Genomic DNA, 18,743 nt, shown 5'->3' with positions numbered 1-18,743 from the left:
TACGACCCGACTAACCATCGGCTCCAACCCTGCCGCTCCCTCAGCCCTCCGTCGCAGACACTTTTACGATAAGCACTTTATCGACGGTAGCGTCCACCAGTTTGACCGGCTGGGTGATCGTCGCGGCAAGGTGTTCCACGTCCACCGGCGCGAAGCGCGAGGCGCGCAGGCGGGCGAACTCGATCGTTGCCGGCAGCGCTGCCGCGCGCAGTTCGGGCATGCGCTTGGTCAAAGCGGCGGCCTCCTCCTCGGACTTGGCCTGTACCGTGATGGTAACGTGCAGCACGCCGTCCACCCTCCCGGCGTCGACGATCGGCGCGTCGATCGACTGCATCGTAACGAAGCTCGGATCGGCTGGAGGCACTTCGGCGGCCTTGCGCGGCTCTGTGTTGGTGCCGTGCGCCGGCACCGCTGCCGCCAGCAGCAGCGCCGCAGCAGCGCGGCGATAGGGGACGCAAGAGGGCATCAGGGACTCCGCAGATCGGCTTCGCCTTGTCCGCAAGGCGTGCCGCTCTTCTATAATAGGATGAAACTTAAGGAATCCCCTACCAATGAGCAGCGATCGGCGTCCGGCGAAAGTGCGGGTCGTTAACTCCAGCGCTGTGCAGGCCGTGCCCGCGCGACGCCGCAGCGATCATGCGCAGGATGACGAAGACCAGGCGCCGTCCGCCGTAGCCGCCGCTCAGGCGCGCCAGGGCGGAAGTCTGCTGTGGGTCGTCGGCAGCGTGTTGCTGTTCCTTATCGGCTGCGCCATCGGCGGCGCGGTGTTCGTGCTGTCCGGCTTGGCCGGGGGTGCGCAGCTGTGAGCCGTGCGCGCCTGCTTGCCCGCGTCGCTCTGCTGCCCGGTGCCGTACTGCTGTCTGCGGTGACCGAGCCTGCGCCGGAACCTGCGCCTACTTACGCGCCGCGCCTGCCCGGGTTTGCAGCGGAACTGGCCCAGCGGCCCGCACTTACCGGCGCTTCGGCATGGGCGCCCATGGCCGAGCGCGAGGCGTGGAAGCGCCTCGCCGCCGCTCCCACGCCCGAGCGGCAGGGCGTGCGCTGGGATTTCGCCCGCAGCCTGATCGCGGATGAGCGCGGACCCGAGGCGCTCGGCGTGCTGGATGTCATGCGTCTGGACGACCCTGATCTGGGCATGGTGGATGCCTATCGCCTTGCACGCGGGGCGGCGCTCACCCAGCTCGGCCGCGCCGAGGATGCGGTCGCCGCGCTCGACATGCCGGGCCTTCGCGCCGACCCGGAAGCCTGCCTGTGGCGCCTGCGGGCGCTGGCGCAGGCGGGCCTTGCCGAACAGGCGCTGCAGCAGCTCGCCTGTGCCGGTCCCGCGCTGGCCAAGCCGCGCGCCGCGCCCTTCGTCCTTGCCGCCGCGCGCGCCGGGGTCGAAGGCGGCGCGCCCGACAAGGCGCTGCACTGGCTGTCCTGGCTGCCCGACCGCGATCCCGCCGCCAACCTCCTTCGCGCGCGGGCACAACTGGCGCTTGGCAAAGTCGACGATGCCCGGCTGCGCTTCGCCCGCGTCGCCCGCTCGGGCACGCCGGAGCAGCGCATCGACGCACAGCTTAGCGAACTGGAAGGCGAAGTCGCCCGCAAGGCGATCCGCCCCGAAGCGGCGCTCAAGAAGCTCGACACTATCCGCTACACTTGGCGGGGCGATACGATCGAGGAGCGCGCACTGCGCCTCAGTTATAGCCTTGCCGATGCGCGGGGCGACCTGCCTGCCGCGCTTTCGGCCGGGTCGGCGCTGATCCGCTACCATGATCCGGCGAAGCAGGGGGCGGATTTCCTCCCGTCCCTGCGCGCCAAGCTTCTGGAGGCGCTGGACCCCGCTCGGAAGCTGCCGCTCGACCGCGCGGCGGGGCTATACTGGGATTACCGCGACCTCGCCCCATCCGGTGCCGAGGGCGACCTCATGGCAAGCCGCCTCGCCGAACGCCTGCAGCAGGCGGGCCTGTTCGAACGGGCCGCGGACCTGCTCTCGTACCAGCTGACCGTACGCGCCGGCGACCTTGCACGCGGGCCGCTCTCGGCGCGTGTGGCCAGCCTCTACATCCTTGCCGGCAGGCCGGAACGCGCGCTCAAGACGCTGCGCGATACCAACGACCCCAACCTGCCCGACATCATGCTGGCCGAACGCGCGAAGGTGGAAGCCGCCGCGCTCACGCAGGTCGGCCGCATCGACGAAGCGCTCGCCGTATTGCAGGACTTGCCGAACGCGGGCGCGATGCAGTCCGAGATCCTGTGGCAGAAGCGCAGCTGGTCGCGCTACGCTGAAATGTCCGCCGGTGCCCTGCCGAATGGCCGCAGGCTGGACACGGTGGCGCAGGCGGAAGTGCTGCGCCACGCGATCTCGCTGGCGATGCTGGGACGCGAGGAAGGGCTTACCGGACTGCACCGGCGCTACGGCGCGGCGTTCAAGGGACTGCCCTCGGCGCCGGTATTCGAGATGCTGACTGGAGCACCGGGCGCTGTCGATTCCGGGAAGCTGGCTCAGGCGATGGCGGCGATCCCTTCGGCCAGTCCGGCGGGCGAGTTTGCGGACTTGCTGGAACAGGCACCGGTCAAGGGACCCAAGGGTTAAGGAAGACCATGGGCCATCGCCCCAGTCCTTCCCTTTTCACGAATCGCTTTCCTGCCAGCACCCGAAGCCCTATCGCGCCCCTCAAATGAGGGAGAGCCACCACCATCCGTTCCGCGCCGAACTCGGCGCGACCTTGCGACTTGCCGTGCCGTTGGCGCTTGCCAACATGCTGCAGATGGCGGTTTTCGCGATAGACGTGATTTTCGTGGCGCGGCTGGGGCAGGAATCTCTGGCGGCGTCGAGCCTCGCGGTGGCCATCGTTGCGGTCGTGATGATGGGGTTGAACGGCGTGACCGGCGCAGTGGCTCCACTGATCGCGGCGGAGGTCGGGCGCAGGCGCAATTCGATCCGCGAGGTGCGCCGTTCGGTGCGCATGGCCCTGTGGCTGGCCTTGGCGCTGGGTCTTGGCGCGGTCGGTGTGTGTTCGCTGGGTGAGACGATCATGCTGGCGACCGGGCAGGACCCGCATGTCACCGCGCTGTCGGGCAGCTTTATCCGCGTGGTTTCGCTGGCGCTGGTGCCGATGGCCGTGGCCAACGTGCTGCGCACTTTTGTCTCGGCGCTGGGCCGGCCGGTCTTCGCGACGATGATTACCGCGCTCGCCATTCTTGTGAATGCACTGGGCAATTATGCCCTCGTCTTCGGCAATTTCGGTGCGCCCGCTCTGGGCCTCAACGGCTCTGCGACGGCGAGTGTCATTACCGCCTGCGTCACCGTGCTGGCCTATGTTCTGGCGATCCGGGGCGACCGGCAGCTTCGCCGTTTCCATATCTTCGGACGCTGGTGGCGGCCGGAATGGAGCCGTCTGCGTCAGATGCTCAGCCTTGGCCTGCCGATCTCTGCGACGCTGATCGCCGAAGGCGGGCTGTTCAGCGGCGCCGCCTTCCTGATGGGCCGCGTTGGCGAGACGGAGCTGGCCGCGCATACCGTGGCGCTGCAGATCGCGGCCTTCGCGTTTCAGGTGCCTTACGGTATCGGTCAGGCGGCGACGATCCGGGTCGGCTATCACTACGGTGCGGGCAACAAGGCGGCGATCGGGCATGCAGGCTGGGCGGCGATCGTGATCGGACTGGCGTTCGTGGGCGTTTCGGCGCTGGCGATGCTGCTGTTCCCGAAGGCCATCATCTCGGCCTATGTCGATATTTCGGCGCCTGAAAACGCGGGCATGGTGATCCTGGCGATGCAGTACCTGTTCGTCGCCGCCGTGTTCCAGCTTACCGACGGGCTGCAGGCCGTCGTCGCCGGAGCGCTGCGCGGCATTCAGGACACGCGCATTCCGGCGGTGATCGCGGTTCTGGGTTACTGGGCAGCGGGCTTTGCGACATCGGTTGCGCTGGGCCTGTTCACGCCCCTTCGCGGGGTGGGCGTATGGATCGGCCTTGCCGTAGGGCTGACCGTAGCGGCGATCCTGCTGCTGGCGCGCTGGCACTGGCGTGGCCGTTTCCGGCTGGTGCCCGAGTCGGCGGTTCAACCGTCTTCCGCACCTGTGATCCACGCAGTCATTGCTTAGTCATCCATTGCGCCTACCCTTCTGCGGCACCACCTCATCGCGGGGGCAGTGCGCCGGTGAATTTTTTCTAGCACACGCCGCTTGACGCTCCCCGGGGCGGAGACCATATCCACGGCCGTTGGCACTCCTTACTGTCGAGTGCCAATCCAGTTTTATGTTCGTTGGATATTAGGGAGATTCCCAATGACTTTCCGCCCGCTGCACGACCGTGTTCTCGTGCGCCGCGTCGAGGCCGAAGAAAAGACGGCCGGTGGCATCATCATCCCCGACAGCGCCAAGGAAAAGCCGGCTGAGGGCGAAATCGTCGCCGTCGGCACCGGCGCCCGCGCTGAAAACGGCACCATCACCCCGCTCGACGTCACCGTCGGCGACCGCGTTCTGTTCGGCAAGTGGTCGGGCACCGAGGTCAAGGTTTCGGGTGAAGACCTGCTGATCATGAAGGAATCGGACATCCTGGGCGTCATCGCCTAAGATTTTCGCATCCATCTAGCTGATTTTACTAAAGGAATTCTACAATGGCAGCCAAGGACGTACGCTTTTCGCGTGACGCTCGCGAGCGCATTCTCGCCGGTGTCGACACCCTCGCCAACGCAGTCAAGGTAACCCTGGGTCCCAAGGGCCGCAACGTCGTGATCGAGAAGAGCTTCGGCGCTCCCCGCATCACCAAGGACGGTGTTTCGGTCGCCAAGGAAATCGAACTCAAGGACAAGTTCGAGAACATGGGCGCGCAGATGCTGCGCGAAGTGGCCTCGAAGGCCAACGACAAGGCCGGCGACGGCACCACCACCGCGACCGTTCTCGCCCAGGCGATCGTTCGCGAAGGTATGAAGTCGGTTGCCGCCGGCATCAACCCGATGGACCTGAAGCGCGGCATCGACCTCGCAGTCCTCAAGGTCGTCGAGAACCTCAAGGCCCGGTCGACCCCGGTCGCCGGCACCTCGGAAATCGCCCAGGTCGGCATCATTTCCGCCAACGGTGACGTGGAAGTCGGCGAGAAGATCGCCGAAGCCATGGACAAGGTCGGCAAGGAAGGCGTCATCACCGTCGAAGAGGCCAAGGGTCTCGAGTTTGAACTCGACGTCGTCGAGGGCATGCAGTTCGACCGTGGTTACCTGTCGCCCTACTTCGTGACCAACCCCGAGAAGATGACCGTCGAGCTCGACAACCCCTACATCCTCATCCACGAAAAGAAGCTCTCGTCGCTCCAGGCGCTGCTTCCGATCCTGGAAGCCGTGGTGCAGTCGGGCCGTCCGCTGCTCATCATCGCCGAGGACATCGAGGGTGAGGCTCTGGCCACGCTCGTCGTCAACAAGCTGCGTGGCGGCCTGAAGATCGCAGCCGTCAAGGCTCCGGGCTTCGGCGATCGCCGTAAGGCCATGCTGGGCGACATCGCCACGCTGACCGCTGGCGAGATGATCTCGGAAGACCTCGGCATCAAGCTTGAGAGCGTCACGCTCGGCATGCTTGGCGAAGCCAAGAAGGTCACCATCGACAAGGACAACACCGTCATTGTCGACGGCGCCGGTTCGCACGACGAAATCAAGGCCCGCGTCGAGCAGATCCGTTCGCAGATCGAAGTCACCACTTCGGACTACGACCGCGAGAAGCTGCAGGAGCGTCTCGCCAAGCTTGCTGGCGGCGTTGCTGTCATCAAGGTCGGCGGCGCGACCGAAGTGGAAGTCAAGGAGCGCAAGGACCGCGTCGACGACGCTCTCCACGCTACCCGCGCTGCCGTTGAAGAAGGCATCGTCCCCGGCGGCGGTACGGCTCTGCTGTACGCAACCCGCGCTCTCGACGGTCTGACCGGCGCGAACGAGGACCAGACCCGCGGCGTGGACATCGTCCGCAAGGCGATCCTCGCTCCGGTCAAGCAGATCGCCGAGAACGCCGGCAGCGACGGTGCTGTCGTTGCAGGCAAGCTGCTCGACCAGACCGACGAGAACATCGGCTTCAACGCCGCGACCGACGTCTACGAGAACCTCAAGGCTGCCGGCGTGATCGACCCCACCAAGGTCGTTCGCATCGCACTCCAGGACGCAGCTTCGGTTGCTGGCCTGCTGATCACCACGGAAGCGGCGATCGTTGAGCGCGCCGACGACAAGCCTGCCATGCCCCCCATGGGTGGCGGCATGGGCGGCATGGGTGACATGGGCTTCTGATAAGAAGCCCGTCGATCTCATCGACGGACATGAAGGGGCCGGGAGAGCAATCTCCCGGCCCTTTTCTTTTGAGGTTCGTGTGCCGCGTGCGATCGCGGGGCCTTCGAAAAATTCAGGCTGAACGGAAGTCTAGGACGAGCGCACGCCGCCCGGACTTAGCCTGTTGAAGGATGTTGATGCGCAGTCGAGCCAACGTGCCAGATTCATTCATCTGCGCGAAAGGAAAGTGCGCATTCGGGAAATTGCCGCAAACCCGATGCGGTTCGTCGCTAGGGAGTGGCGTTTTATCTCTACTCCGTTAACCGTTTGGGAACGTGGACGACTTTATGGTGGGGACTGCATGACCGGGGCAGGCCAACTTTTTGCGCGGTGCCGTGCTGGCATTTGGCGCACTTTCGCAACTACGGCGATGACCGCTGCAGCAGCTTTGCTGCCGCTGGGCGCGGCTTATGCCGAACAACTTCAGCCCATTGCACCCGCAGCGCGGGCGACCGACCAGGTGGTCGAAGTTCAGAACAGCTTCGACGACATGTTCGGCACCGAACAGCGTGGGCCGCGTACTTATTCCTCACCGTTTGGCCAGCAGCTGGCAGCCGTCGCCAATGCCTCGCAGGGGCGCATCGGCGTCGCCGCGATGGACCTTACCAGCGGCCGCATGGTCGATGTGCTGGGCAACCAGCGCTTCCCGATGGCCAGCACAAGCAAGATCGCCATTGCCGCAACTTTCCTCGAAGGCGTCGACAAGGGCAAATGGAGCCTCACCAGCGAATTCCCGCTGATGGTCCCGGTCGGCTCGGCTCCGTTCTCCAGCGCGGTCGCGCCGGTCCGCGCGGGCGAATACATGACCGCCTCGCGCCTGATCGAACTGATGATCACGCGCTCCAACAATTATGCCACCGATGCCCTGCTCAAGGTCGTGGGCGGCCCCAAGGCGGTCAATGCTTGGGTCGGGCGCGCGGGTATCGACGACTGGCACATCGACCGCGACATCGCCACGCTGGTCCGTGACGACGGCGCCATCGATCCTGCCCGCGTGGTCGACACGCGCGACAGCGCGACGCCTTACGCCATGGTCCAGCTTCTCTCGGGCATCTACCAGGGCAAGTGGCTGAGCCCGTCGAGTCGCAGTGTGATTCTTGGCGCAATGAGCCGCTGCGTCACCGGCAAGCGCCGCATTCCCGCAGGTCTTCCCGAAGGTGCGCAGGTTTCGCACAAGACCGGCTCGCTCAACAACACGTCGAGCGACGTCGGCATTGTCCAGACGCCCGATGGCCGGGTTTTTGCCGTTGCCATCTATGTGACGGGGCAGGGCGGGCGCCCGGGCCGCGAATCGCGCATCGCGAGCATCGCCCGTACTGTCTACAACGGCTACCTCACCGAAGCCCCTGGCATGCGGCGCACCGCCTCCTCGCGCTGAGGCAGTCAAAGAGCCGAGGGCAGACACAAAAAAGGGGCCGCGAGGCCCCTTTTCCGTTCCGCGATAGCGAAAGATCAGTTGGTCTTCGGATCGCCATCGGTGTGATTGGCCATCTCGTTGGCAACATCGTTCGCGGCCTTCTCGGCGTCTGCGGCGATGTCGTCGGTGGTCTTCTCTGCGCTCTTGGCAGCGTCCTTGGCGGCGTCGGCGGTGTCGTCGGCAGCCTGCGAGGCCTTGTCGCCCGCGTTACCCATGGCATCACCCACGTCCGTGGCAGCGGCCTGGATGTCGTCTCCGGCCGAAGAAGCCATGGTTTCGGTGGCGTCCTGGGTCTTTTCCGAGCAGGCGCCCAGCGACATGGCGGTCACGGCTGCTGCGGCGGCGAAAATAATCTTGCGCATAGTGTCTGTGTATCCCTCTTAGCTGCGAAATAACCCCGTCGGCGAAACGCCGCGTGAGCCTCCTTCGTCGGGCTCTGGCCCGTGGGTAGGAGGCGCCGCGCGAGGTTTCAAGCGCGGTGCCAAAACTCCTGCGGGCGCGATCGGTTCCATGCCCGGTGAAATCCACTGCCCTGCTGACGACCGGCCCCGGCGCTGCTAGGGATCGCTCATGGATTCCAAGCAGCACCTCTATCTCGTCGACGGCTCGGCCTATATCTTCCGCGCCTATCACCGCCTGCCGCCGCTCACCAACCCGCAAGGGACGCCGGTGGGTGCGGTTTACGGCTATACGACGATGCTGTGGAAGCTGGCCGAAGACCTCAACAAAGCGGACGGCCCCACCCACCTTGCGGTGATTCTCGACGCCTCCAGCAAGTCGTTTCGCAACGATATCTATGCCGACTACAAGGCCAACCGCCCGCCGCCGCCCGAGGATCTGGTCCCGCAGTTCCCGCTGATCCGCGATGCCACGCGCGCCTTCTCGCTGCCTTGCATCGAGGAGCTGGGTTACGAGGCGGACGACCTCATCGCCTCCTACGCCCGCGCGGCGACCGCAGTGGGCTGGGACGTGACAATCGTATCTTCCGACAAGGATCTCATGCAGCTTGTCGGCAAGTGCGGCATCGGCGGTGGCTGCGTCGACATGCTGGACACCATGAAGAACCAGCGCATCGACATCCCCGAAGTGCTCGAAAAGTTCGGCGTCGCTCCGGATAAGGTCGGCGACGTGCTGGCGCTTATGGGCGATGCGGTGGACAACGTGCCGGGCGTCTACGGAGTCGGTCCCAAGACCGCGACCAAGCTGATCCAGGACTACGGTGACCTTGAATCCGCGCTGGCTGCCGCGCCGGCGATGAAGAAGTCCAAGTTGCAGGAGCGCCTGATCGAGCAGGCCGAGCAGGCTCGCCTCTCCAAGGTGCTGGTAACGCTCAAGGAAGATTGCGCGCTGCCGATGGCGCTGGATGACTTCAAGCTGGCCGCGATTCCGCCCGAGCCGCTCGCCGCGTTCCTGGGTTTCCACGGCTTTACCAGCCTGCTCAAGCGGCTCGACCTCGGCTCAGGCAGCCCTGAGCGGGCGACCCAGCTCAATCCGGCCAAGGCCGCTACCGCCGGCGTGAAGGCCAATGGCGACGGCACCGGCGTGGGCGGCATCGCAGGCGCCTCGCGCCAGCCGCTGCCCGAATGGCCCGCTGTCGACCGTACCGCCTACGAGTGCGTGACCACCGTGGCGCAACTGGATGAGTGGATCGCGCGCGCCGCTGCCGCGCGCCTCGTCGCCATCGATACCGAGACTTCGGCGCTCGATGCAATGCGCGCCGACCTTGCCGGGATCAGCCTTGCGGTGGGCGCCAACCAGGCCTGCTACATCCCGCTGGGCCACGGCGGCAACGACATGTTCGCCGAGAAGCCCGAGCAAATCCCACTGGCCGAAGCACTGGCACGGCTCAAGCCGCTGCTCGAAAGCGATGCGGTCCTCAAAGTCGGCCAGAACATCAAGTACGACCTCAATGTGCTGGCCCGGCACGGCATCGAGGTTTCGCCGGTTGATGACACCATGATTGTCAGTTTCTGTCTTGATGCCGGGCGTTCGCTCGACGGGATCGGCGGTGGCCACGGCATGGACGAGCTGTCGCAGCGCCACCTTGCGCACACCACCCTGACCTTCAAGGAGATCTGCGGCACCGGCAAGAAGGCGATTCCCTTCGGCGAAGTCCCGCTCGACCGCGCGACGCAGTACGCCGCCGAAGACGCTGACGTCACATGGCGCCTGCACAGCGCCCTCAAGCCGCGCCTGTCCTACGAAGGGGGCACCCGGATCTATGAGCGGGTAGACCGCCCGCTGATCCCGGTGGTTGCGCAGATGGAGCGCCACGGCATCAAGGTGGACCGCGAGAAGCTGGCGGGTCTCTCCAGCCAGTTCGCCGAGGCCATCGGCACGCTGGAGAAGGAAATCTTCGCCAGGGTCGGCCAGGAATTCACCATCGGCAGCCCCAAGCAGCTGGGCGATATCCTGTTCGACAAGCTGGGCTACAAGGGCGGCAAGAAAGGCAAGAGCGGCCAGTATTCCACCGACCAGTCGATCCTCGAAGGTCTGGCCGGGCAGGGCGCCGAAGTTGCGACGCAGGTGCTGGAATGGCGGCAGCTGTCCAAGCTGCGCTCCACCTACACCGAGGCGCTGCAGGCGGCGATCAATCCCGCCACCCAGCGCGTCCACACCAGCTACAGCCTTGTCGGCGCGCAGACCGGGCGCCTTTCGTCCACCGATCCGAACCTGCAGAACATCCCGATCCGCACCGAGATCGGCCGCCAGATCCGCGACTGTTTCGTGGCGGATACCGGCAATGTCCTGCTTTCGGCCGACTATTCGCAGATCGAACTGCGCCTTGCCGCGCACATGGCCGATGTGCCCAGCCTCAAGGAAGCCTTCGCGAACGGCGAGGACATCCACTCGCGCACGGCGATGGAGATGTTCGGCGTGGTCGACCGCGACACGCGTGGGCGGGCCAAGACGATCAACTTCGCAATCCTTTACGGCATCTCGCGCTGGGGCCTTGCCGGGCGGTTGGGCGTGCCGGCGGACGAGGCGCAGGCGATGATCGACCGCTATTTCGAACGTTTCCCGGGCATCCAGCGCTATATCCACGAAACGCTGGAGGGCGTGCGCACCAATGGCTATTCGGAAACGCTGTTCGGCCGCAAGACCTGGTTCCCCCGCGTCAATGCGAAGAACCAGGCCGAGCGCCAAGGGTCCGAGCGCGCGGCGATCAACGCTCCGATCCAGGGCACGAGCGCCGACATCATCAAGCGCGCGATGGTCCGCATGAACCCGGCGCTGGCCGAGGCCGGGCTCGGCCATGTGCGGATGCTGCTGCAGGTGCACGACGAACTGGTGTTCGAACTGCCCGAAGGCGACGTTGCCGCGGCCAAGCCGGTGATCGAGCGGGTGATGGCCCAGGCAGCGACGCCCGCGGTCAGCCTCGACGTGCCGCTGGGTGTGGAAATCGGCTTCGGATCAAGCTGGGGCGCCGCCCACTGACATTGCCGGGTGATTGAGTCCTCCCCGGGCGGGGGAGGACAAGAGGCGCGCTGCCTTCTCGGTACGACATTCCGTGCCGTGATGGGAACCTGCTGCACTGCAGCATGGTTCTACCCCCATGATCGATTTCATCGAACGCTACGTCACGGGCCTGCCCGGTTGGGCCGAGCGGCCGCTGCTCGCGATTCTTGCCGCCGTTCTGGGCGTTGTCATCGCGGTGGCAGCCCATGCGTTGCTTTTCCGAATTCTCAACCGCATCGCCCGCTCCAGCGCCAGCGACGCGGACGACATCGTCGTCAACCGGTTGCAGCGCCCCACGCGCTGGGCCTTCGTGTCGCTGGGCATTATCCTTGCCGCGCGTGAGACGCCGGTGCTGGAGGCGATATGGTTGCGCTTTGCCGGCTTCATCATGCCGCTGCTGACGGGCTGGATCGCGATCACCATCCTGCAGGCCTTCGTAGAGGCCATGATCGTGCGCGCCGACATTTCGATAGAGAACAACCGCAACGCCCGCCGCCGCCGCACGCGTCTGTCGATCTTCGCGCGTATTGGCACCTTCCTGATCGTGTTCCTGACGATCGCCGGTATGCTCGCCTCGATCCCCGGCGTGCGCGAGGTGGGGGTGACGCTTATGGCTTCGGCCGGCGTTGCCGCGCTGGCGGTCGGCGCGGCCGCTCAGCCAGCGCTGAAGGCCCTGATCGCCGGCTTCCAGATGGCCATGACCGAGCCGATCAGCATCGACGACGTCGTTATCATCGATGGCGAATGGGGCCGCATCGAGGATATTCGTACGACTTACGTGGTCATACGCGTGTGGGACGACCGGCGGCTGGTGGTGCCGTCCAATCGCTTTCTGGAGGACACTTTCCAGAACTGGACCAAGACCAGTTCGGAATTACTAGGGACGGTGTTCCTCTACCTCGACCACGGCGCGGAGATCGGCCCTATCCGCGAGGAATATACCCGCCAGATCACCTCACACCGCCTTTGGGACAGGCGGGCCCAGATACTGCAAGTGACCGACTGCCGCGACCAGACCCTGGAAGTGCGCCTGCTGATGAGCGCGCGCGACGGGCCGATCCTGTTCGACCTGCGCTGCGAAATCCGCGAGGGGATGATGGACTGGATTCGCCGCGAAATGCCCGAGGCATTGGCTCGGCGCCGTCACATGCAGGTGACGCCGATGGAGCTTGCAGCGGCGCCTTCGATGGCCGAGGCGCTGGCCGTGAGTGCGTCGACAGGAGGCCGTTCCGGGCCGGGCAACATGTCGGCAGTCAATTAAATATGGGTTTAATTCTTCAATCGTGCTACCGTAAGGGCCGCTGACGTCGAATTTTGCGACGGTTTTCGGCAATATTGGGACTTTGCGCCGGAAGAAACTTCCTGCAATTCCTCCTTCTTGCGACGATTTCCTTTCACTAGCCGACTTGACGCACGACCGGCGCTGCACTTGCACGCCACCACTACCGTTTCTTGAAAGGGAACAGACATGCCGACCGGCACCGTGAAATTCTTCAACGCCGACAAGGGCTATGGCTTCATTTCTCCGGAAGATGGCGGCCAGGACAGCTTCGTGCACATCTCTGCCGTGCAGAGCGCAGGCATGCGGACGCTGGATAAGGACCAGCGCGTTTCCTACGAAGTCGAAGTGGGTCGCAACGGCAAGGCTTCGGCCGTCAACCTGCGCTCGGCCTGACGCGGACGTTTTTCCGGGGTGCGGGCATTGCTCGCTCCCCGGCGTTCAAAAATTCGTCAGGAGTTCAAGCATGTCATTCAGCCGTGAATTCTGTGACGGTCGCGCAGCGGAAGCCGCCATGGCCGCAGACACCGCGAAGCTCGACAACGTGCGCGATCGCGAACTGCGATCCGAAGCCGCATGGCGCGCTATGTCAGAGCGTATCCGACAGACCGAAGAAGCCCGCGTCGCGAAGGATGCCGCCCGCGTGGTCGATTGACCCGGCGGTGGTTTCTGGCTGGATCGATGCGGTATCGCGCTGATCCGGCGCCGTAAATCATGATCGCGCGCCAGGCGAAGCTGGCCAGCCGGGCGCAAAGCCGCAGTCGGCCAGCTTCGCCTGGCGCGTGATCATGATTCTAATGGTGTGGGGGCTGGTGGCCGGAGCCTGAGAGAACTGCCTGAAAGGACCGGTGGTCCCGAGGCCCTTTCCCGGCCGAAGCGCGGGAAAGGGGTGTACCTCTCGTTTTTTTTGCCTTCAGTCGACCATCGCGGCGACCAGGTGACGAAGGTCTTCCCTGGTCAGGAGGCCCGGGCCGGACTTCCGTAGGGAAGCGGGCAGGGCCATGTCGCATGCGAAGGCGCTGGGGTTGAAGGCATTGGTCTTGGGGCGGTCCGAGCCGCCCATGATATTTGTATGCATGATATCCTATAATCGCGGCAATCGGCCGCTGGTTCCTATCGTCTGAAATTACCGCGTCGTTGGCCCGGAGGACCACCCTGGCCGGGCGTGCGCTCACGAAACACAATGCGACCCTTGGTAAGGTCGTACGGAGTCATTTCGACGTGCACGCGATCACCGACGACCGAGCGGATGCGAAACTTGCGCATCTTGCCGGCGGTGTAGGCAATGATCTTGTGTTCGTTGTCGAGCAGTACGGCAAAGCGACCATCGGGGAGGATTTCCTCGATGTAGCCTTCCATCGTAAGCAGTTCTTCCTTGGCCAAGTCTTCAATTCCGAAAAAAGCGTTGCCCCCTGCCGACCGCGCTGTTGCAACGGCAAGCCTTGAGAGCCAAGCAGCTAGAAAAGGGAGGCGACACCGCGTGAAGCGGCTGCACAAATGTCCCGTCGCAGGCGACGCAGCGACATGCATATAGAGCGTCCTCGCGAAAATTGCAACTTCCGCGATAAGGATCGGCTGAGAAACCGGCACGGGGTGCACGTGCCTAGCCAGCTTGCCGGAAATGGCGTATGCTGGCCACATTGCCGAGACGTTTTTGCACATCGGTGACTGCGAGACCCTTCGAGCTCCCGCAATCAGGAGCGCCGCCATGGACCTCGACCAGCCTCTTTTTCCCGACCGGCTGGATTTGATGCGCCGGTCCCATGCCGGCGGCGGGCGGTGCCCGATTTTCTCGATCATTCACTGTTCGGTTTCATGAGAACGCCACTGGCCTCCGGCTTTGGGCCAGTTTCCAGGTCAGCCTTGCGATTCGCCCTGTGGCGACACGCTATCACTCTTCTTGAGGACAATGCATGACAGGCACTGAAGACGACGACAGCCCCGAAACCAAGCCCCGGCGCACCCATTTCCGCCGGTCCGACGGGCCCAAGCTGACGCCGGATGCGGCCAGCCGGCAGGGCGCCATCACCAAGCTGGCGTTTGAAATGCTGGGGAAGGACGGGGCGATTGCCTATCTCAATCTCGACAGCGAAAGCCTTGGTGGACGTCCCCTTGATCTCGCAACGGCTTCGCTCGAGGGGTTGAAGCGGGTCGAAAGCGACCTTGCCGCACGGCGGACAGGTGTGGGCGCGTAAAAGCGGCCTGAGTTTCTCCCCGAGACAAGCTCGGGGAGAAAACATTCCTGTCAGTCGCCGTGCTTTCTCTCGCGCGTCGGCGCGACCATGCCGGGGGCGATGAAGCCGATCGGCGTCACTTCCATGGCGCGCTTCTTCAGCTCGCCCTTCATGCGCATATATTCGGACTCCATCTCCTCGGTCACCGTGGCGCGGCTGTCTTCGAGCGCATCCTCGAAGTCCGCGGCGGTCACCTGCTCCACCGCCGCACCGCGCTTGCGGATGGCGATCAGGCCGGCGCGGCGGACCACGTCTTCCAGATCGGCGCCGGTGAAGCGCTCGGTACGTTCGGCGATGCTGGCGAGCGAAACGTCCTCGGCCAGCGGCATCTTGCTGGTGTGGATGCCCAGGATGTGCTCCCGCCCCGGTGCATCGGGGGTGCCGACATAGACCAGTTCGTCGAATCTGCCCGGACGCAGGAGCGCGGGGTCGACCAGTGCCGGGCGGTTGGTAGCGCCCACCAGGACAACAGACTGCAGTTCCTCCATGCCGTCCATCTCGGCGAGGATCGTGTTGACCACGCGGGCCGTCACCTGCGGTTCGCCGCCGGCTCCGCCCATGCCGCGTGCGGGCACGAGGCTGTCGATCTCGTCGATGAAAATCACGCAAGGCGCGACCTGGCGGGCGCGGGCGAACAGCCGGGCGATCTGTTGTTCGCTTTCGCCATACCACTTCGAGAGCAGGTCTGAGGACTTGATCGAGATGAAATTCGCCTCGGCCTCCTTGGCGACGGCTTTGGCCAGCAGGGTTTTGCCGGTGCCGGGCGGGCCATAAAGGAGGAATCCCTTGGCCGGGCGGATGCCCAGCTTGTGGAACGCCTCGGGGGTCTTCAGCGGCAGCTCGATGCCTTCCTTCAGCTTGAGCTGCGCATCGTCCAGACCGCCGATGTCGGCCCAGCCGATATTGGGCACCTGCACCATGACTTCGCGCATGGCGGAAGGCTGGACGCGCTTGAGGGCGGCGAGGAAGTCCTCACGCGTGACCTGAAGGCTTTCAAGCACGTCGTTGGGGATCGTGCGCGCTTCGAGGTCGAGCCTCGGCATGATCCGGCGCACAGCCTCGATCGCTGCCTCGCGCGCGAGGGCGGCGAGGTCGGCGCCGACGAAACCGTGGGTAGTGCGGGCCAGTTCGCCCAGGTCCACCCGCTCGCCCAGCGGCATGCCGCGGGTGTGGATGCCCAGGATCTCGCGGCGGCCCGATTCGTCCGGCACGCCGATGACGATCTCGCGGTCGAAGCGGCCGGGACGGCGCAGCGCCTCGTCGATCGCATCGGGCCGGTTGGTGGCGGCGATGACGACGACGTGGGCGCGGCTGTTCAGCCCGTCCATAAGCGTGAGCAGCTGCGCGACGAGGCGCTTTTCCGCCTCGCCGTGGACCTGGTCGCGCTTGGGGGCGATCGAATCGATCTCGTCGATGAAGATGATCGCGGGCGCGGCCTTGGTCGCTTCCTCAAAGATCTCGCGCAGGTGCTTCTCGCTCTCGCCGTAGCCGGAACCCATGATTTCGGGGCCGTTGATCGAGAAGAAGCTGGCCTCGCTCTCATTGGCGACGGCCTGCGCGAGGCGCGTCTTGCCGGTGCCCGGCGGGCCGTGGAGGAGCACGCCCTTGGGCGGGGCGACGCCGAGGCGCGTGAACAGTTCGGGATAGCGCAGGGGCAATTCCACCATCTCGCGCAGTTGGCGGATAGTGTCGCCCATGCCGCCGACGTCGTCGTAATTGACATCGCCGCGCGCATCGTGAGCTTCCTCGAATACCTCGCGCAGTTCCACCTCGGTGTTCTCGTCGATGTGGACGATGCCGCGCGGGGTGGTGGAGACCACGTTGAGGCGGATCTGCGTCAGCGCATAGGCCGGCGTGTTGAACATGCGGCTGAGCTGGGGCGGGATGTCCGCGACCTGCTGCTGGCCGGTGGTGGCGACGAGATCGCCCTGCACCATCGGGCGCCCGAAGAAGTTGCGCTTCAGCGCGGCCGCCGGGCCCTGCAGGCGCATATCCTTCTGCGCGGGCGCGAAGACCACGCGCTGCGCCGGGCGCGATTCGGCCTTGCGGACGACAACGTGATCGCCCGAGCCGACTTCGGCGTTGCCGCGCTGGAGGCCGTCCAGTCGGATGACCTGCAGTCCTTCGTCCTCGTCATAGGCCAGAACGGCGCGCGCCACGGTGACCGCCTTGCCGGTGATCTCCAGTACGTCGCCTTCCAGCGCGCCGAGTTCGGACAGCGCGCCGCGTGAGAGGCGGGCGATGCCCTGGCCGCTCTCTTCCTGACGGGCGGCTGCGACCTGCAGCTTGACCGTGCGCTCGTCTGTCCTGGTTTCCGTATCCACCATCGCGCTTTCCTTCTCCGGTCCTGTCCCTGATTTCCCCCGACGTCAGATGCGCGTGGGCTTGATCGGGCGGCGAGATCGAAAGCTAGGTATCGCCTACCTGGTTTTCAAAGGCCCGATTGCAAACCAACCCCTGTGCGGGGCAGCGGTTCCAGTCAGCGGCCGTGTGAAACAGGCCGGAGAGGAAGGGCTGGAGGGCGGAGAAAAGTGTCCGTGCGGTTGCTGGCGAGTACGCCAGCGCAGGACAAAAAAAGGCCCGGTCGTTGCCGACCAGGCCGTGGAAGTTTTGGGAGAGGATGCCTGAAAGGCACTGTCTGTATGACTTTGATCGCCCTTTTGTGCAAGTGCGAAGTGATGATGAACGGTTGTGAAAAATGCAATTTAAGTTGCATATTGCTGCATGAATTGTCGAATTTCGCGGAAAAACCCAAGAAATCCGCCTTGTATGATAATGAACCGATGTTCAGGTTTTGCCGTAATAACGGGTTCAATCACGCCGCCGGGGCGATGGGCGCAAACGTTTGCCTGCTGCGACGCGCCATTTACTTGCTAAGGTAAGCATTTCCCGTCGCAAAAGCGGCGCCGATCCTGGGTAGGACCGGCGCCGGATGCGATTCGGCCGAATCATGTCCGGCGAATCGTGTCGGAAGTATTGCCTGTTCAGTGCGCAAGCAGCAGGGTCGGCCCACCTTCTTCGCCGAGGAAGTAGGCTGTGACGCCGCCGAACAGGAACTCGCGCAGGCGGCTTCTGCCATAGGCGCCCATGACCAGCAGGTCAGCACGTGCCTGGGTGACCGCGATGGCGAGCGTCTTTTCGGTCGAATCGCGGCGTTCGTGCTCTTCGTATTCGGCGTTGACGCCGTGCCGGGCGAGGTAGCTCAGGGCGTCGGTGGTAGGAAATCCGCCTCGCTTCTCGATCACCGAAATCAGTTTCACGGATTCGCAGGCCACCAGCAGCGGCAACGAGGCGCGCAGTGCGGCGGCGGCCTGTTCACCGCCGTCCCAGGCGATGCAGGCCTGTCTGAGCGGGAGGCTCAGCGGCCGGTCGTCGGCCAGGACAAGGATCGGCGTGCGCGAGGTGAGGGCAAGGTTCCCGGCGAGCCCGCCAGAGCGGGATACGACGACGAGGTCGGTCAGCCGTGCGGCATGGGAAAGCGCGGTGACGGGATCGTCCTCGCAACGGATGACGTCGAAGGCCACGCCGCTGCCTGCGAGTTGCACTTCGGCGGCGGTAGCGACGGCATCGTCATCCTCACGCGCTTTTTCGAGGGCGTCGGACAGGACGTAGCTGCCGCCCATCGGGTCCATCGCGATGTAGCGCGAGACGGGCGTGTCGACGAGAACCGTGACGTGGCCATCGGCGCGTCGGGCGATGTCTGCTGCGGTTGCAATCCGGGCGTCCTTGCCGGGCTTGCGGTCAGCATTCACGAGTATCGAGCGCATGATCTTTTCTCCCTTACGTGCAGCCTTGAACCTAGTCCCGGGCGGCCGCTGGTTCCATGACCGGGATCAAATGCGGGCGGGATCGCGCCGTTCGGCTGGGACCGAGGGGAAACGAGCGGCGCGGGGGAGGGTTGCCTCGGACACATACCGTAATACTGCAGCGGATCATGCTGGCAGTTCGTGATCACCCGAAGCGCCGGGGCCGCCGCGCGCACGTCGCCGGGGCGGATTTTGCGCGGCTTGGACAGGCGCGGCTTCCGCTGAAGGCGATCGTGGGTAAGCCTCTCGCACCATAACCTTG

At 64.9% G+C, this 18,743-nt stretch carries 17 protein-coding genes; 11 read left to right on the top strand and 6 right to left on the bottom strand.

The features are described from left to right. Positions 1–40: 40 nt before the first annotated feature. Positions 41–466, bottom strand: a complete 426-nt coding sequence (locus tag GVL61_RS13155; RefSeq protein WP_159980755.1) for a hypothetical protein — start codon at positions 464–466, stop codon at positions 41–43. Positions 467–551: 85 nt separating this feature from the next. Between GVL61_RS13155 and GVL61_RS13150 the strand changes: the two genes are divergently transcribed. The 6 genes from GVL61_RS13150 (at position 552) to GVL61_RS13125 (ending at position 7,664) form a co-directional block, all read left to right on the top strand. Continuing rightward, positions 552–806: a hypothetical protein gene (locus GVL61_RS13150; RefSeq protein WP_159980753.1), complete on the top strand. Its 255-nt coding sequence runs from the start codon at positions 552–554 to the stop codon at positions 804–806. Beyond that, positions 803–2,578, top strand: a complete 1,776-nt coding sequence (locus tag GVL61_RS13145) for a hypothetical protein (protein WP_159980751.1) — start codon at positions 803–805, stop codon at positions 2,576–2,578. The genes GVL61_RS13150 and GVL61_RS13145 overlap by 4 nt, the downstream gene beginning before the upstream one ends. 85 nt (positions 2,579–2,663) lie before the next feature. Next, positions 2,664–4,088 (top strand): MATE family efflux transporter, encoded by a 1,425-nt coding sequence (locus GVL61_RS13140; protein WP_159980749.1) that lies wholly within the window; start codon positions 2,664–2,666, stop codon positions 4,086–4,088. Between the two features lie 183 nt (positions 4,089–4,271). Beyond that, entirely contained in the window at positions 4,272–4,559 is a 288-nt protein-coding gene (gene groES / locus GVL61_RS13135; protein WP_056768022.1) for a co-chaperone GroES, read from the top strand. 44 nt (positions 4,560–4,603) lie between these two features. Continuing rightward, entirely contained in the window at positions 4,604–6,247 is a 1,644-nt protein-coding gene (gene groL, locus GVL61_RS13130; protein WP_159980748.1) for a chaperonin GroEL, read from the top strand. Positions 6,248–6,776: 529 nt separating this feature from the next. Then, positions 6,777–7,664, top strand: coding sequence for a serine hydrolase (locus tag GVL61_RS13125; RefSeq protein ID WP_235037687.1), 888 nt, complete (start codon positions 6,777–6,779; stop codon positions 7,662–7,664). A 74-nt stretch (positions 7,665–7,738) separates the two neighbouring features. On the opposite strand, the gene GVL61_RS13120 is transcribed toward GVL61_RS13125, so the two are convergent. Then, positions 7,739–8,065 (bottom strand): hypothetical protein, encoded by a 327-nt coding sequence (locus GVL61_RS13120; protein ID WP_159980744.1) that lies wholly within the window; start codon positions 8,063–8,065, stop codon positions 7,739–7,741. A gap of 208 nt (positions 8,066–8,273) precedes the next feature. On the opposite strand from GVL61_RS13120, the gene polA reads away from it, so the two are divergent. The 4 genes from polA (at position 8,274) to GVL61_RS13100 (ending at position 13,096) form a co-directional block, all read left to right on the top strand. Further along, positions 8,274–11,141, top strand: coding sequence for a DNA polymerase I (gene polA, locus GVL61_RS13115; RefSeq protein WP_159980742.1), 2,868 nt, complete (start codon positions 8,274–8,276; stop codon positions 11,139–11,141). A gap of 118 nt (positions 11,142–11,259) precedes the next feature. Then, positions 11,260–12,423 (top strand): mechanosensitive ion channel family protein, encoded by a 1,164-nt coding sequence (locus tag GVL61_RS13110; RefSeq protein ID WP_159980740.1) that lies wholly within the window; start codon positions 11,260–11,262, stop codon positions 12,421–12,423. A gap of 207 nt (positions 12,424–12,630) precedes the next feature. Beyond that, entirely contained in the window at positions 12,631–12,837 is a 207-nt protein-coding gene (locus GVL61_RS13105) for a cold-shock protein (protein ID WP_159980738.1), read from the top strand. A gap of 70 nt (positions 12,838–12,907) precedes the next feature. After that, positions 12,908–13,096 (top strand): hypothetical protein, encoded by a 189-nt coding sequence (locus GVL61_RS13100; RefSeq protein ID WP_159980736.1) that lies wholly within the window; start codon positions 12,908–12,910, stop codon positions 13,094–13,096. 258 nt (positions 13,097–13,354) lie between these two features. Here GVL61_RS13100 and GVL61_RS13095 read toward each other — a convergent pair whose 3' ends face one another. Beyond that, positions 13,355–13,519: a hypothetical protein gene (locus GVL61_RS13095; protein WP_159980734.1), complete on the bottom strand. Its 165-nt coding sequence runs from the start codon at positions 13,517–13,519 to the stop codon at positions 13,355–13,357. Between the two features lie 35 nt (positions 13,520–13,554). Beyond that, the gene (gene infA, locus GVL61_RS13090; RefSeq protein WP_043973776.1) at positions 13,555–13,824 is read right to left on the bottom strand and encodes a translation initiation factor IF-1; all 270 of its coding nucleotides are present in this window, start codon (positions 13,822–13,824) and stop codon (positions 13,555–13,557) included. A gap of 530 nt (positions 13,825–14,354) precedes the next feature. Between infA and GVL61_RS13085 the strand changes: the two genes are divergently transcribed. After that, positions 14,355–14,636, top strand: a complete 282-nt coding sequence (locus GVL61_RS13085) for a hypothetical protein (RefSeq protein WP_159980732.1) — start codon at positions 14,355–14,357, stop codon at positions 14,634–14,636. A 50-nt stretch (positions 14,637–14,686) separates the two neighbouring features. Here GVL61_RS13085 and GVL61_RS13080 read toward each other — a convergent pair whose 3' ends face one another. Both GVL61_RS13080 and GVL61_RS13075 read right to left on the bottom strand, forming a co-directional pair. Beyond that, the gene (locus GVL61_RS13080) at positions 14,687–17,002 is read right to left on the bottom strand and encodes a CDC48 family AAA ATPase (protein WP_159980730.1); all 2,316 of its coding nucleotides are present in this window, start codon (positions 17,000–17,002) and stop codon (positions 14,687–14,689) included. Between the two features lie 657 nt (positions 17,003–17,659). Further along, on the bottom strand, positions 17,660–18,442 hold the full coding sequence (locus tag GVL61_RS13075; RefSeq protein ID WP_159980728.1) for a universal stress protein: 783 nt from the start codon (positions 18,440–18,442) through the stop codon (positions 17,660–17,662). Positions 18,443–18,743: the final 301 nt, after the last annotated feature.

This window comes from Novosphingobium sp. 18050 (assembly GCF_902706195.1).
GTDB lineage: Bacteria > Pseudomonadota > Alphaproteobacteria > Sphingomonadales > Sphingomonadaceae > Novosphingobium.
Note: the sequence above shows the minus strand (reverse complement) of the source record. Positions and strands in the feature narration are given on the sequence as shown.

Coding starts and splice junctions, on each gene's coding strand:
- GVL61_RS13155 (WP_159980755.1), bottom strand. CDS start 466: ATGCCCTCTTGCGTCCCCTATCGCCGCGCTGCTGCGGCGCTGCTGCTG.
- GVL61_RS13150 (WP_159980753.1), top strand. CDS start 552: ATGAGCAGCGATCGGCGTCCGGCGAAAGTGCGGGTCGTTAACTCCAGC.
- GVL61_RS13140 (WP_159980749.1), top strand. CDS start 2,664: ATGAGGGAGAGCCACCACCATCCGTTCCGCGCCGAACTCGGCGCGACC.
- groES (WP_056768022.1), top strand. CDS start 4,272: ATGACTTTCCGCCCGCTGCACGACCGTGTTCTCGTGCGCCGCGTCGAG.
- groL (WP_159980748.1), top strand. CDS start 4,604: ATGGCAGCCAAGGACGTACGCTTTTCGCGTGACGCTCGCGAGCGCATT.
- GVL61_RS13125 (WP_235037687.1), top strand. CDS start 6,777: ATGTTCGGCACCGAACAGCGTGGGCCGCGTACTTATTCCTCACCGTTT.
- GVL61_RS13120 (WP_159980744.1), bottom strand. CDS start 8,065: ATGCGCAAGATTATTTTCGCCGCCGCAGCAGCCGTGACCGCCATGTCG.
- polA (WP_159980742.1), top strand. CDS start 8,274: ATGGATTCCAAGCAGCACCTCTATCTCGTCGACGGCTCGGCCTATATC.
- GVL61_RS13110 (WP_159980740.1), top strand. CDS start 11,260: ATGATCGATTTCATCGAACGCTACGTCACGGGCCTGCCCGGTTGGGCC.
- GVL61_RS13105 (WP_159980738.1), top strand. CDS start 12,631: ATGCCGACCGGCACCGTGAAATTCTTCAACGCCGACAAGGGCTATGGC.
- GVL61_RS13100 (WP_159980736.1), top strand. CDS start 12,908: ATGTCATTCAGCCGTGAATTCTGTGACGGTCGCGCAGCGGAAGCCGCC.
- GVL61_RS13095 (WP_159980734.1), bottom strand. CDS start 13,519: ATGCATACAAATATCATGGGCGGCTCGGACCGCCCCAAGACCAATGCC.
- GVL61_RS13085 (WP_159980732.1), top strand. CDS start 14,355: ATGACAGGCACTGAAGACGACGACAGCCCCGAAACCAAGCCCCGGCGC.
- GVL61_RS13080 (WP_159980730.1), bottom strand. CDS start 17,002: ATGGTGGATACGGAAACCAGGACAGACGAGCGCACGGTCAAGCTGCAG.
- GVL61_RS13075 (WP_159980728.1), bottom strand. CDS start 18,442: ATGCGCTCGATACTCGTGAATGCTGACCGCAAGCCCGGCAAGGACGCC.